Raw genomic sequence first — 13703 nt, forward strand, 5'->3', positions numbered from 1 at the left:
TAACGGCGGCCATCTGTCGTAGCCGTGCCGTAGCCTCCTCGCCACGAAGGGAGACGTATGTCCGCAGACACGATAGAGGGGCCAGACGGTCGGCTGCGCTGCTTCTGGGCGGGCCGCGAGCCGGAAACCGCCTATCACGACACCGAATGGGGATTCCCGACCACCGACGATACGTCGTTGTTCGAGCGGGTGTGCCTCGAAGGCTTCCAGTCGGGCCTCAGCTGGCGCACGATCCTGATGAAACGGGAGAACTTCCGCGCGGCCTTCGCCGGCTTCGACGTGGAGAAGGTCGCGCGCTACACCGACGCCGACGTCACGCGCCTGCTGGACGACGCGGGCATCATCCGGCATCGCGGAAAGATCGAAGCGGCGGTCAACAACGCGCAGCGGGCCGTCGAGCTCATCGACGAGTTCGGCTCGCTCGAGTCGTACTTCTGGGGATATGCGCCCGCCGATGATCACGTGCCGAACTCGATGACGACGTCACCCGAGTCGGTCGCGATGTCGAAAGACCTCAAGAAGCGCGGATGGCGTTTCGTGGGGCCGACCACGATGTTCGCCCTCATGCAGGCGACCGGGATCGTCAACGACCACGCCTACGAATGCGTCATTCGGGACGAGGTGGCCGCGGCACTTCGGCAGCGATTGTAGACAATCACACAATGTGCCATCATCCGGAGCATGAACGCCCAGATCGGCATCGGGATGGTGTGCCCGTTCGACATGGCTCTCGACCGGGAGTTGTGGCGCTGGATGCCGGACTCGGTCTCGCTGTACTTCACGCGGACCGGTTACATCGATGCTCCCGTCGACGTCGAACTGTGCCGCGATCTGAACAATCACGCGGAGATCTCGGCAGCGGTCAGGGCAGTCTCGTCGGTCGGGCCGCGAACGTTCGGTTACGCGTGTGCATCGGGCAGCTTCGTCTACGGGATGGCGGGCGCGGTGGAGATCTCCAACTGCATGCTCGCCGCGGGCGCGGAGCGCGCGGTCACGACGTCAGAAGCATTGATCCGGGCGCTGGACATGCTGAACGTGGGGACGCTCGCCGTCGCCACGCCGTACACAGCCGCGCTCACCGGACTCCTCTGCGACTTCCTCGCGGAGTCCGGCAGGAGCGTCGTGGCCCAGGCCGGTCTCGGTCGCGATCGCGAGATCTGGACCATCCCGTACCGCGTGACCGCGGATCTCATCCGCGCCGCGAATCATCCCGATGCCGACGCCGTCTTCGTCTCCTGTACCAACCTGTGGACCTACGACATCCTGGCCGACCTGGAGGCGGAGCTCGGCAAGCCGGTTCTCTCCGCCAACCAGGTGACCGCGTGGGCGACGCTGTGCGACGCCGGCGTGTTCGGCGGCGAGATCACCCCGGTGGGCTGGCCGACAACCCATGCGCAATCGCTGTTCGCCCGTAGCATTGCCGCATGACCTCTGACGCCGCGACGTTCGGCGAGGCGGGTACCGCCAAGTACGTGAACCTGACGACCTATCGCAAGGACGGCACTCCGGTCGCGACACCGGTGTGGGCGGTACTCGACGGAGCCCGATTGCTCGTGTGGACCGAAACCGAAGCATGGAAGGTCAAGCGGATCAGGCGGAATCCGAAGGTCCTGGTCCAGGCCACGGATGCGCGGGGCAAGAAGCTGTCCGGCGAGCCGGTCGCCGGCACCGCGGTTGTGCTCGACGCCGAGGGCACCGCACACGTTCGCAAGAAGCTCGGCGAGAAGTACGGGCTGCTCGCGCGGGTACTGATCTTCGCCAGCAAGGTGCGTCGTGGAGAAAGCGGCACCATCGGGATCGCGATCACGGCGACATAGTGGGACCCCCGGTCAGTACGACCGGTGACAAGGGGTCGTCAAGAACTGCCGGCGGCCCGTAAGAACGGCGTTAAGAACTCTCCGGTGCCCCGCGGGGCGCGTGATCCTTCGGTGTGCCCACCGCACGGTGGGCCATCGGTGCGATCAGAGAGTGAGTCATCGTGGCGGATGTGCTGTTCCTGCTGCTTGCCATCGCAGGGTTCGGTCTGTGCGTACTTGCCGTTCGCGGCCTCGATCTGCGGATCAAGTCGTGACCGCGGCCGGGGTGACCAACGTCGTACTCCTCGTGCTCGCGGCGGCGGCGATGGTGTACCTTCTCCTGGCTCTCGTGTTCCCGGAGAGGTTCTGAGAAACGATGGGCACAGTTGCTGCCGGCCTCCTGCAGCTCGGAGCGCTCATCGTGATCCTGGTCGCCGTCTACGTGCCGCTGGGCGACCACATGGCGCGTGTGTACACCGGGCAACGAGACCTCGGCGTCGAGCGCATCCTCTATCGACTGGCCCGTGTCGATCCGCGTAGGCAACAGTCCTGGTTGGGGTATGCCCTTGCCGTACTGGGGTTCTCGGCGGTCTGCTTCGCGGTCCTCTACGCGGTCCAGAGGCTCCAGGGAATCCTCCCGTTCTCCGACGGCAAGGCCGGCGTCTCGCCGGCAACGGCGTTCAACACCGCGATCTCCTTCGTCACCAACACCAACTGGCAGTCGTACTCACCCGAGCTCGTGATGACCAACCTGACCCAGATGGCAGGACTGGCGGTGCAGAACTTCGTCTCCGCGGCGGTCGGGATGGCCGTCGCGATCGCGCTCGTCCGCGGGATCGTCAACCGTCGGGCTACCGGCGAGATCGGGAACTTCTGGGTCGATCTCGTACGCGGCGTGGTCCGGATCCTGTTGCCGCTGAGCATCATCGTGGCGACGCTGCTGCTGAGTCAGGGGGTCGTGCAGTCCTGGCACAGCGGATTCACGTGGACGACGCTCGACGGTGCGGAGGTGCACAGTGTGGTCGGTCCGTTCGCTTCGCAGGAGGCGATCAAGGAACTCGGCACCAACGGCGGCGGGACGTTGTCGGCGAACTCGGCGCACCCGTTCTCCAATCCCACACCGTTCTCGAATCTGGTCGAGATCTTCGCGCTGCTGGTGATCCCGGTCTGCCTCACCCGGACCTACGGGACCCTCGTCCGAGACCGGCGCCAGGGACTGACTCTTCTCGCCGTGATGGCGGGGATCTGGGCGATCATGCTTACCGTCGTATGGATCTTCGAGAGTCATGCGTCCGGGTCGGCAGCTCGGGCGGCGGGCGCCATGATGGAAGGCAAAGAGGTGCGCTTCGGGATTCCGGGTTCGGCGCTGTTCGCGGTGTCGACGACCGGGACCTCTACCGGTGCAGTCAATGCCGCGCACGACAGCTTCTCCGCGGCCGGCGGGGGTGCGGTCCTGTGGAACATGCTTCTCGGCGAGGTCGCGCCCGGTGGGGTCGGTTCGGGACTGTACGGAATCCTGATGATGGCGGTGATCACCGTCTTCGTCGGCGGGCTACTGGTCGGCAGGTCGCCGACGTTCCTCGGCAAGCGGATCGGACAGCCGGAGATGACCATGGCGGCGCTCTATGTCCTCGTCATGCCGGCACTCGTGCTGGCCGGCACGGCGATCTCGGTGATCCTGGCGTCGACCACGGAGGCGCAGGGGAACGGAGGCGAGCCGGGAACACCCGGTGCGATCCACGGTTTCGGTGAGGTGCTCTACGCCTACGCGTCGGCGGCCAACAACAACGGCAGTGCCTTCGGTGGGCTCGCGGTGACCGGTGACTGGTTCCAGTCCTCTCTGGGCATGGCGATGCTGCTGGGTCGGTTCGTGCCGATCGTGCTCGTGCTCGCACTCGCGGGCCTTCTCGCCCGGCAGCGTCCGCGCGGCACGGCCGACGAGGGCGCAGCCGAGAGCACCGGCATTATCGGTGCCCGCCCGACCGGACCGGTGGGACCCGGTCACGGGCGCGCCGTCCTGGAGGCCGCGTCGGCCCGTCCGGTGGCACGACCGGAGGTTCTCTCCGCCCTGCCCACCCACGGTCTTCTCTACGGAACGCTGCTCATGGCGACCATCGTGCTGGTCGCCGGACTCACCTTCTTCCCGGCCATGGCGCTGGGACCCATCGCGGAGGCGCTGCTGTGACCACACCCCTGATCGACACCGCCCCGGACGCCTCCCGCGCCGAACCTGCCGCGGGCGACGAGCCGGAACTGTTGTCCCGCGGCGCTTTCGACGTCCGCTCGCTCGTGACGTCGATGCCGATGGCCCTGCGAAAGCTGAACCCTCGCGATCAGGCCCGCAACCCGGTGATGTTCGTGGTGTTCCTCGGCGCTGTCGTCACCACCGCCCTGGCGGTCCTTCGTCCGTCCTGGTTCGCCTGGACCGTGGCGGCCTGGTTGTGGTTCACCGTCGTGTTCGCCGCTCTCGCCGAGGCGGTCGCCGAGGGGAGAGGGCGGGCGCAGGCCGAGAGTCTGCGAAAGATCAAGCGTGACACCGTGGCCCGTCGACTACGAGCTGACGGTGGCTTCGACGAGGTCCTCGGTGGTGCGCTGCACGTCGGCGACCTCATCGTCGTGGAGGCGGGCGAGGTCATCGCCGGCGACGGAGATGTGGTCGACGGCATCGCGACCGTCGACGAGTCGGCGATCACCGGCGAATCGGCTCCCGTCGTGCGGGAATCCGGGGGAGACCGGTCCGCGGTCACCGGCGGCACCGTCGTCCTCTCCGACCGGATCGTCGTCAAGATCACGACGGCACCGGGTGAGACCTTCGTCGACCGCATGATCGCGCTGGTCGAAGGCGCGGACCGCAAGAAGACGCCCAACGAGATCGCGCTCGACATCCTGTTGACGAGCCTGACGATCATCTTCCTGCTGGCGGTGGTGGCGATCGGGCCCATGCAGGAGTACGCCGGCCGGTCGCCGGATCCCGTCGAGTTGATCGCACTGCTGGTGTGCCTCATCCCGACCACCATCGGCGCCCTGCTCAGCTCGATCGGAATCGCGGGGATGGATCGGCTCGTCCAGCGCAACGTACTCGCGATGTCTGGCCGGGCGGTGGAGGCCGCCGGCGACATCGACACCTTGCTGATGGACAAGACCGGGACAATCACCTACGGCAACCGCCGGGCCACCGCCCTGCACCCGGCGCCGGGCGTGTCCGTCGACGAACTGGCGCGGGTGGCCTCGGAGTGCAGTCTCGCCGACGACACTCCCGAGGGACGGAGCATCGTCGAACTCTGCCGGACCTCGTACGGGGTGGAACCGGTCGCGGAGGCCCCGACCGTCGGCTCGACGCGCCGCGAGGTGGTCGCCTTCACCGCCCAGACCCGCATGAGCGGCGTCGACCTGCACGGGGCCGACCTGCACGACGCCGACGCGGTGGTCGTGTACCGCAAGGGAGCTGCCGACGCACTCGGACGGTGGGTCGCCGAGTCGGCGGGAACCGTGGAACCGGCGGTCCTCGCGGACGTGGAGCGCATTTCCACCGACGGCGGTACACCGCTCCTGGTCGGCGTGCACGAGGCGGGCCGGCCCGCCCGCGTGCTCGGAGTGATCGCGTTGTCCGACGTCGTGAAGCCGGGGATGACCGCGCGATTCGCCCAGTTGCGCTCGATGGGTATCCGCACGGTCATGGTCACCGGCGACAACCCGCTCACCGCCCGTGCCATCGCGGCCGAGGCCGGGGTCGACGACTTCGTCGCCGAGGCCACCCCCGAGGAGAAGCTCGCACTCATCCGTTCCGAGCAGCAGGCCGGGCGCCTCGTCGCGATGACCGGGGATGGAACCAACGACGCACCCGCGCTCGCGCAGGCCGACGTCGGGCTGGCGATGAACACGGGGACCTCGGCGGCCAAGGAGGCCGGCAACATGGTCGACCTCGACTCCGACCCGACCAAGCTCATCGAGGTGGTCGCGATCGGCAAGCAGCTGCTCATCACCCGCGGGGCTCTCACCACCTTCTCGCTCGCCAACGACCTCGCGAAGTACTTCGCGATCCTCCCGGCGATGTTCGCCGCGGTCCATCCGCAGCTCGAGGCCCTCAACGTCATGGGTCTGCATTCGGCGGAGTCGGCCATGGTCTCCGCGGTGATCTTCAATGCGCTGATCATCGTCGCGCTCATCCCGCTCTCGTTGCGGGGAGTGCGTTACCGCCCGTCGTCGGCATCGAAGCTGTTGGGCCGCAACCTGATCGTGTACGGGCTCGGCGGGGTGGTCGCACCCTTCGTCGGCATCTGGCTGATCGATCTCGTCGTCCGTTTCGTTCCGGGAATGGGGTGAGCACGATGACCACGATCGCGACCGGTCTCCTCCGGCAGTGCGGCGCCGCACTGGGGATGCTCCTCGGACTGACACTCATCCTCGGGTTCGCCTATCCCGCCGCGGTGTGGGCGATCTCGCGGGTGGACTCGTCGAGTGCGGAGGGCTCACGTCTGGTCGACGCCTCCGGGTGTGCGGTGGGCTCCTCGCTCATCGGAGTCGATCCGCAGGTCGAGGCCGGCGGACCGGACCCGTACCTCCACGCGCGTGTCCTCGGTGCCGAGGGCGCGCCGATGGCCACCGGCGATCCGTCCGCATCGTCGGCGAGCAATCAGGGGCCGAACAGCGTCATCCTCCTCGACAACGTCGAGGCCCGGCGTGCGCTGATCGCCGAGCGGGAAGGAGTGTCACCGCAGGCGGTTCCGGCCGATGCCGTCACCGGATCGGGGTCGGGGCTCGACCCCCACATCAGTCCGGCATATGCCGCACTTCAGGTGCCGCGACTGGCACGCGAGAACCGTCGCCCGCCGGAGGAGATACGGTCGCTGATCGCCGCCCACACCCAGGGCAGACAGTGGGGGTTCCTCGGTGAGCCGCGGGTCGACGTCCTCGAGGTGAACCTGGCGCTCGGTCACGGGCCGGCCACGTGTCACACCCGTTGACCGGCGATAGAATCGGCGGATGACCTCAGCGGCGGGACCGGCGACGACGCGGGTCACGAGGCCTCAGGCGGCGTCGCGCCGACGCTCGGAAGGTCGCGGCACGTTGCAGGTGTTCCTCGGATGCGCACCCGGCGTCGGGAAGACCTACGAGATGCTGGCGCAGGCCCGGAACCTCAGGGACGAGGGTGCAGACGTGGTGGTCGCGGTCGTCGAATCGCATGGGCGGCCCGCGACCGCGGCCCTCGTCGAGGGTCTGGAGGTGATCCCCAGGATCGCCCGCCCGTATCGGGGGGCGACATTCGACGAGATGGACCTCGACGCCGTCCTGGCGCGCCATCCTCAGGTGGTGCTGGTCGACGAACTCGCCCACACCAACACTCCGGGATCGCGAAATGCCAAGCGGTGGCAGGACATCGAGGAACTCCGTGACGCCGGTATCGACGTCTGCTCGACCGTGAACATCCAGCACCTCGCCAGCCTGAACGACGTCGTCGCCCAGATCACCGGTGTCGTGCAGAGGGAGACGGTGCCCGACGACGTCGTTCGCGGCGCCGATCAGATCGAACTCGTCGACATCGACCCGCAGGCGCTACGGCAGCGACTGTCCGCGGGCAAGGTCTACCCGAACAGTCGGGTCGACGGGGCTCTGGGCAACTACTTCCGGCAGGGCAACCTCACCGCGCTGCGCGAGTTGGCCCTGTTGTGGCTGGCCGACCAGGTCGACGACAAACTCGCCGATTATCGTGCGGCACACTCGATCACCGACACCTGGGAAGCACGCGAACGAGTCGTGGTGGCGATCACCGGCGGGCCGGAGTCGCCCACCCTGTTGCGTCGGGCCAGTCGTATCGCGTCGCGATCGAGCGCGGAACTGCTGGCCGTACACGTGGTCCGCGGGGACGGGCTCAGTGATCGCGGCGTCGATCTCACCGCACTCCGAGAGCTCGCCGCCGGTTTCGGCGCACGGATCCACACGGTGGTCGGTGACGACATCCCGGCCACGCTGCTCGAGTTCGCGCGCGGGGTCAATGCCACCCAACTGGTTCTGGGTACGTCCCGCCGACCGCGTTCGCAACGGATCTTCGACGAAGGTGTCGGGGCGACGGTCGTGAGCGGTAGCGGGCGCATCGACGTGCACATGGTCACGCACGAGGAGACGCCCCGCCGACACCGGCTCGACATCCGTGACACCAGGTTCCATCGACCGCTGAGCTGGGTCCTCGCGGTGGTCGTACCGCTGGTGGCGACCGGTGTGCTGCGGTTGCTCGATCCCTGGCTCGGGTTCACCAGTCAGTCGGCGCTGTTCTTCGTGTCGGTGCTCGCGGTGTCGATGCTCGGAGGCATCGCGCCCGCGGCGTTGTCGGCGGTGGTCTCCGGCCTTCTGCTGAACTACTTCTTCACCGATCCCCGGTTCACCTTCACCATCGATCAACCGGACAACCTGATCACCATCCTGGTGATGCTGCTCATCGCGATCGCCGTGGCCGCCCTGGTCGATTCGGCGACAGTACGGCGTGCTCAGGCGCAGGAGGCCACCCGCGAGGCGGAACTGCTGGCGATGTTCTCCAGCGTCGTACTCGGCGGCGCCGATGTCCCGGGCCTGCTCGAACGGTTACGCGAGACCTACGACCAGACGGCCGTCGCACTGGTCCGACGCACGTCGAAGACCACTCGGACGGTGGAGGCCTGGGTCGGCGACTGCCCGCTGAACGGTCCGGATGACGCGGACACGACGTGTTCGGTACCGGGTGGGCAGTTCGAATTGCTGCTCCGCGGGCCGAGACTCGGCGCGCGGGACCGGCGGGTGCTGGCCGCCGTGGCCGGGCAGGCAGCAGGTGCCGTCGAGCGGCACGCCCTGGAGGTCGAGGCGGCCTCTGCCGAGGCGCTGGCCCGAACCGATGAACTCCGGCGCGCGTTGCTGTCCGCGGTCGGCCACGATCTCCGCACACCGCTCGCGGCGGCGAAGGCCGCGGTGTCCAGTCTTCGTAGCGACGACGTCACCTTCAGCCCCGACGACACCGCGGAACTGCTGGCAACGGTCGACGAGTCGGTCGACCATCTGGCGGGTCTCGTCGGCAACCTGCTCGACTCCTCTCGGCTCGCCGCAGGGGCCGTGCGACCCCAGATGCAGCACACGTTCCTGCCCGAGGTCGTGCACCGCGCCGCCGCCGAGGTGCAGCGGCTCAACCCGGACCTCGTTCTGACCATCGAGCTCGGCCAGGCGTGGGCGTACACCGACCCCGGTCTACTGGAACGCGCGCTCGCGAATCTCGTCGACAACGCCCACCGGCACGGCGGATCCGAGGTCGAGATCACCGTCAGCGGAACCGGTGATGACCCGCCGCGCTGCGTGATTCGCGTCGTCGACCACGGGCCCGGATTGCCCACGACCGACCGTGAGCAGGTGTTCGCGGCCTTCCATCAGGGCGGTGATACCGCGGGGGCATCGTCCGGGGTGGGACTCGGGTTGTCCGTGGCGCACGGGTTCATCTCGGCGATGGGAGGAGAACTGTCCGCCGAGGACACTCCCGGTGGCGGAGCCACCCTGGTCGTGGACCTGCCCACAGTGGCTGACCATCCGCGATCGGAGGAGGGGAGCCGATGAACGCCGACAAGAGCCGCGTCCTCGTGGTCGACGACGAGCCCCAGTTGCTGCGCGCGCTGCGGATCAATCTGAACGCGCGCGGTTTCGCGGTGTCCACGGCGGCAACCGGCGCGGCAGCCCTGTCGGCTGTTGCGCGGTTCAACCCGCACGTCGTCGTCCTGGACCTCGGACTTCCCGACATCGACGGGTTGACGGTCCTCGAGGGTCTGCGCGGATGGACGTCCGTCCCGGTCATCGTGCTCTCGGCGCGGACCGACGCGGCGGACAAGGTGGTGGCGCTGGACTCCGGTGCCGACGACTACGTCACCAAACCCTTTGGGATGGAGGAGTTCCTGGCCCGGTTGCGGGCAGCCCTGCGGCGGGGCGCCGCGTCGGGGGTGACGACGGAGTCGCCGGTGGTGGACGCCGGCGCGTTCGTCGTCGACCTCGCGGCGAAACAGGTGACCCGCGAGCAGGAGCCGGTCCATCTGACTCCGACGGAGTGGGGAATCCTGGAGATGCTGGTCCGCCACGAAGGGAAGCTGGTGTCCCAGAGCGACATCCTGAACTCGGTCTGGGGTCCCGGCTATCTCGGGCAGAGCAACTATCTTCGCGTCTACCTCGCGAGTCTCCGACGGAAACTCGAGGAAGATCCGGCACACCCGCGCCACCTGATCACGGAGGCGGGGATGGGCTACCGATTCGTGCGTGCATGATCGGCCCAGCCGACATCCCTGCGGGTCTGGCGGAGCAGTCCACGCTGGGGCCCGCCTGGCAGGACTGGCTTCGCCGGCTGCCCGCAACCGCGTCGGGGCTTCTCGACGCCTGGGAGCTCCGCCGCGACGGGGAGAAACTGTGGCACGGCTTCGAGTCGCTGGTGATCCCGGTGATCGACCGGAACGGGCAGCGTGCGGTCTTGAAGGTCGCCTTCGACGGCGACGACGAGGGCGCCCAGGAAGCACTCGGACTGCAGCACTGGGCCGGACGCGGTGCGGTGCGGATGCTGCGTGCCGACCCGCGGCTGCGCGCGCTGCTCCTCGAACGACTGGAGCGGACGGACCTCACGACGGTCGAGGACGACGAGGCCTGCCGCGTGGTCGCGGAACTGTATGGCGTCCTGCACATACCGGCGCCCGGACGGATGACGCCTCTGACCACGCATCTGGAGCACTGGCTGGCGGGGCTGGCCCGTATGTCCCGCGACGCTCCGGTACCGAGGCGTTTTGTCGAACAGGCGCTTTCACTCGGACGGAACTTTCTCTCCGATGAGTCGACGGTGGGTGTCGTCGTTCACGGCGACCTGCACCACGAGAACGTTCTGTTGGCGCCGTCCGCCGGCCGACGTTGGCTCGCGATCGACCCGAGCCCGATGTCGGGCGACCCGCACTACGAGCCCGCGCCGATGCTCTGGAATCTCCTCGACCGCCGAAAGGGTGACCCGCGGTACGTGATCCGCTCCCGTCTCCACAGCATCGTCGACGCCGCCGGACTCGACCCGGACCGGGCGCGCGACTGGGTGATCGTGCGAATGATCCTCAACGCGCACTGGGCGACCGAGGATGCGGAGAACGCCTCGCGTGCCCTTACCGTGAGTGATCGCGAGTGGATCACCACCTGCATCACGGTGGCCAAGGCGGTCATCGACTGACCGTCAGCGAGTGAAGAGGACTCCCAATTCCGGTATGACCGAGGTGATCCCGGCGAGACGCAACCCCTGCCACGCGGTGACCTGATTGGCGGTCAGGACCGGCTTCGCGAACTTCTCCTCGAGTCCGGTGATCCACCTCGCGGTGTGCAGGGCGGTGTCGGGGATGAGGAGCGCCCCTGCGTCGGGGTGGTCCGCGGCCGCGATCATGTCGAAAAGGCCGTCTCCGTCGAGGATTCCGGCTTCGGAGGCGGTCTCGATGTCGTTGGCGCGCAGCGAGACCACCTCGATGCCGCCGTCGCCGAGGAAGCCGATGAACCGTGAGGCCAGGGGATCGGGGTAGGTTGCGGCGATCGCGACCCGGGACAGTCCGAGGTGGTGACACGCCTCGACGAAGGCCAACGAGGTCGACGACGCGGGTCGCTCGGCGAGGGCGGCGATGTCGGCGACCTGGCGTCGGGCGCCGTCGAGGCCGTAGACGAAACTCCCGGAGGTGCAGGCCCACATCACCGACGCCGGCTCGTCGGCCTGGGCTCGTCGCAGCCCCTCGGCGAGGCGGTGCTGTTCGCCGACCGCGGCCATGGCGTCGACGGTGTGGTCATCGGACTCGATCTCGGTGATGGTCACCGGCAGGCGGACGTCGGTGCCTGCGGCCACGAGCACGGACGCGATGAGCTCGTAGTCGTCTTCGGCAGCGTGACCGGGATAGAGCATCGCGACGGTGGTTGTCACCCGCACACCTCCAAGGTAGATTGTCAACAATCTACCAACTGCGACAGACTAGAGGGCGCATGTCGGAAACGGCACGGTGGCTCAGCGCCATCGAACTGGCCGACGCCTACCGGACCGGTGAGCTGACGCCGGAGGCGGTGGCCGTCGAACTGCTCGACGCCGTCGACCAGGTCGACCCTTCCGTCAACGCATTCTGCCTCGTGGATCGGGACGCGACCCTCGCCGCCGCCCGGGAGGCCGGCGAACGTTTCAGGGCGGGCACTCCGCTGGGGCCGCTCGACGGGGTGCCGGTCAGCATCAAGGACCTGCTGCTCACCCGCGGCTGGCCCACCCTGCGCGGGTCGCTGATGATCGAGTCGGATCAGATGGCGTGGGACACCGACGCCCCCGCGGTCGCGCGACTCCGCGAGGCCGGCGCGGTGATGCTGGGCAAGGTCACCACACCGGAATTCGGGTGGAAGGGCGTCACCGACAGCCCGCGTACCGGCATCACCCGCAACCCGTGGAATGCACTGCGGACGTCCGGAGGATCGAGTGGTGGTTCTGCCGCGGCCCTGGCGGCCGGACTCGGTCCGCTGTCGGTGGGAACCGACGGCGGGGGATCGATCCGGATACCGGCCGCCTACTGCGGGGTGGTCGGATTCAAGGCCACTCTCGGCCGGGTCCCGATGTATCCGCCGAGTCCGTTCGCGCCGGTCGCGCACGTCGGGCCGATGACCAGGACGGTCGGCGACTGCGCGCTGCTCCTCGACGTCCTCAGTGGGCACGATCCGCGGGACTGGTCGGCGCTGGCGACGCCCACCGAGAGCGCCGCCGCCATCGCCGACGTCCGGGACCTCTCCGATCTGCGTATCGGGTACAGTTCCGACCTCGGCTTCGGCTCGAATGATCCTGGCATACAGTCCAATACGGACCGCGTGGTATCGGTGCTCGAACAGCTCGGGGCGACGGTGGAGAAGGTGGACCTCGGCTGGGAAGACCCGGCGTGGGCGTATCACATCATCTGGTTCGCCGGAGCCGACGTGGTGGTGCGAGGGTTCGGCCCGGGCGCGCAGGAGAAGGTCGACCCGCTGCTCCTCGAGGCGCTCGAACGACACCGAGACTTCACCGCGGACGACGTCGTCAGCGCGAACGCGCTGCGCATGGAGATGGGAACCACGATGGGTCTCTTCCACGAGGAGTTCGACCTGCTCGTCACCCCCTCGATGCCCACCGTGGCCTTCGAGGCGGGACGCACCGTTCCCGAAGGATCGGCATCGCCGGACTGGACGTCCTGGACGCCGTACAGCTATCCGTTCAATCTCACCGGGCAGCCCGCGATCACGGTACCCAGCGGATTCGTCGACGGTCTGCCGACCGGCGCTCAGTTCGTCGCTGCGCGACACCGGGATACGACCGTGCTGCGGGTCGCGGCGGCGTACGAGGCGGCTGCCGGCTTCACGATGTTGGGAGACCGTCCGTGACCGGCCGTGCCGAACGATTCATCACCGTGACACTCGAGGAGCGAGGCGTGACGGCGGTGGCGCGGATGCTCGATGCCGAGGCGCCCCGGACGGCGGCAGCGGTCTGGGATGCGCTGCCGCTGGGTGGCCAGGTGTTCCACGGCAAGTTCGCGCGCAACGAGATCTACACGCTGCTACCGGCATTCGCGCCGGTGGAGCCGGGTCCCGAGAACACTACCATCACGCCGATTCCCGGCGACCTGTGCTACTTCACCTTCGACGGTGTTTTGGACAACCCCGCATATGGGTACGATCCCACATCCGCACCGGCCGAACACCGGCTGCTCATCGACCTCGCAGTCTTCTACGGAAGAAACAACCTGCTGGTCAACGGCGATGTCGGCTGGGTACCGGGGAACGTGTTCGCCACCATCACGGAGGGCCTGGAAGACTTTGCGGCGGCTTGCAACGACGTCTGGATGGGCGGCGCGCGGGGTGAAACGCTCACCTATGCGCGCTTGGAGCGGTAAGAAAGAAGGA

13 protein-coding genes are annotated in these 13703 nt (G+C 68.0%); 12 read left to right on the forward strand and 1 reads right to left on the reverse strand.

Annotated features, from left to right (window positions below):
- Positions 1 to 57: 57 nt before the first annotated feature.
- The 10 genes from C5O27_RS07605 to C5O27_RS07650 all read left to right on the forward strand — a co-directional run bounded on the left by C5O27_RS07605 (position 58) and on the right by C5O27_RS07650 (position 10992).
- Positions 58 to 651 carry a DNA-3-methyladenine glycosylase I gene (locus C5O27_RS07605; RefSeq protein ID WP_006359808.1) on the forward strand — a complete coding sequence of 198 codons (594 nt, stop codon included), beginning with the start codon at positions 58 to 60 and terminating at the stop codon, positions 649 to 651.
- A 30-nt stretch (positions 652 to 681) separates the two neighbouring features.
- Positions 682 to 1428 (forward strand): maleate cis-trans isomerase family protein, encoded by a 747-nt coding sequence (locus C5O27_RS07610; RefSeq protein ID WP_006359809.1) that lies wholly within the window; start codon positions 682 to 684, stop codon positions 1426 to 1428.
- Positions 1425 to 1817, forward strand: a complete 393-nt coding sequence (locus C5O27_RS07615) for a PPOX class F420-dependent oxidoreductase (RefSeq protein WP_006359810.1) — start codon at positions 1425 to 1427, stop codon at positions 1815 to 1817. The genes C5O27_RS07610 and C5O27_RS07615 overlap by 4 nt, the downstream gene beginning before the upstream one ends.
- Before the next feature lie 250 nt (positions 1818 to 2067).
- Complete coding sequence (locus tag C5O27_RS07620; RefSeq protein WP_081474355.1) at positions 2068 to 2166, forward strand: potassium-transporting ATPase subunit F; 99 nt, start codon at positions 2068 to 2070, stop codon at positions 2164 to 2166.
- Between the two features lie 6 nt (positions 2167 to 2172).
- Positions 2173 to 3981: a potassium-transporting ATPase subunit KdpA gene (gene kdpA, locus C5O27_RS07625; RefSeq protein WP_127962368.1), complete on the forward strand. Its 1809-nt coding sequence runs from the start codon at positions 2173 to 2175 to the stop codon at positions 3979 to 3981.
- Positions 3978 to 6119 carry a potassium-transporting ATPase subunit KdpB gene (gene kdpB, locus C5O27_RS07630; RefSeq protein WP_127962369.1) on the forward strand — a complete coding sequence of 714 codons (2142 nt, stop codon included), beginning with the start codon at positions 3978 to 3980 and terminating at the stop codon, positions 6117 to 6119. The genes kdpA and kdpB overlap by 4 nt, the downstream gene beginning before the upstream one ends.
- A 5-nt stretch (positions 6120 to 6124) precedes the next feature.
- Entirely contained in the window at positions 6125 to 6760 is a 636-nt protein-coding gene (locus C5O27_RS07635; RefSeq protein ID WP_006359813.1) for a potassium-transporting ATPase subunit C, read from the forward strand.
- A gap of 19 nt (positions 6761 to 6779) precedes the next feature.
- Complete coding sequence (locus C5O27_RS07640) at positions 6780 to 9365, forward strand: sensor histidine kinase (protein ID WP_244216608.1); 2586 nt, start codon at positions 6780 to 6782, stop codon at positions 9363 to 9365.
- Positions 9362 to 10060 (forward strand): response regulator, encoded by a 699-nt coding sequence (locus C5O27_RS07645; RefSeq protein ID WP_127962370.1) that lies wholly within the window; start codon positions 9362 to 9364, stop codon positions 10058 to 10060. Before C5O27_RS07640 ends, C5O27_RS07645 begins: the two co-directional genes overlap by 4 nt.
- Entirely contained in the window at positions 10057 to 10992 is a 936-nt protein-coding gene (locus C5O27_RS07650) for an aminoglycoside phosphotransferase family protein (RefSeq protein WP_127962371.1), read from the forward strand. Before C5O27_RS07645 ends, C5O27_RS07650 begins: the two co-directional genes overlap by 4 nt.
- Before the next feature lie 3 nt (positions 10993 to 10995).
- Here the strand turns inward: C5O27_RS07650 and C5O27_RS07655 are convergent, their stop codons facing one another.
- Entirely contained in the window at positions 10996 to 11721 is a 726-nt protein-coding gene (locus C5O27_RS07655) for a maleate cis-trans isomerase family protein (protein WP_127962372.1), read from the reverse strand.
- 59 nt (positions 11722 to 11780) lie between these two features.
- Between C5O27_RS07655 and C5O27_RS07660 the strand changes: the two genes are divergently transcribed.
- Positions 11781 to 13184 (forward strand): amidase, encoded by a 1404-nt coding sequence (locus C5O27_RS07660; RefSeq protein ID WP_127962373.1) that lies wholly within the window; start codon positions 11781 to 11783, stop codon positions 13182 to 13184.
- Positions 13181 to 13693, forward strand: coding sequence for a DUF3830 family protein (locus tag C5O27_RS07665; protein ID WP_127962374.1), 513 nt, complete (start codon positions 13181 to 13183; stop codon positions 13691 to 13693). The genes C5O27_RS07660 and C5O27_RS07665 overlap by 4 nt, the downstream gene beginning before the upstream one ends.
- Positions 13694 to 13703: the final 10 nt, after the last annotated feature.

Origin of the sequence: Gordonia alkanivorans, from assembly GCF_004011905.1 — a bacterium.
GTDB lineage: Bacteria > Actinomycetota > Actinomycetes > Mycobacteriales > Mycobacteriaceae > Gordonia > Gordonia alkanivorans.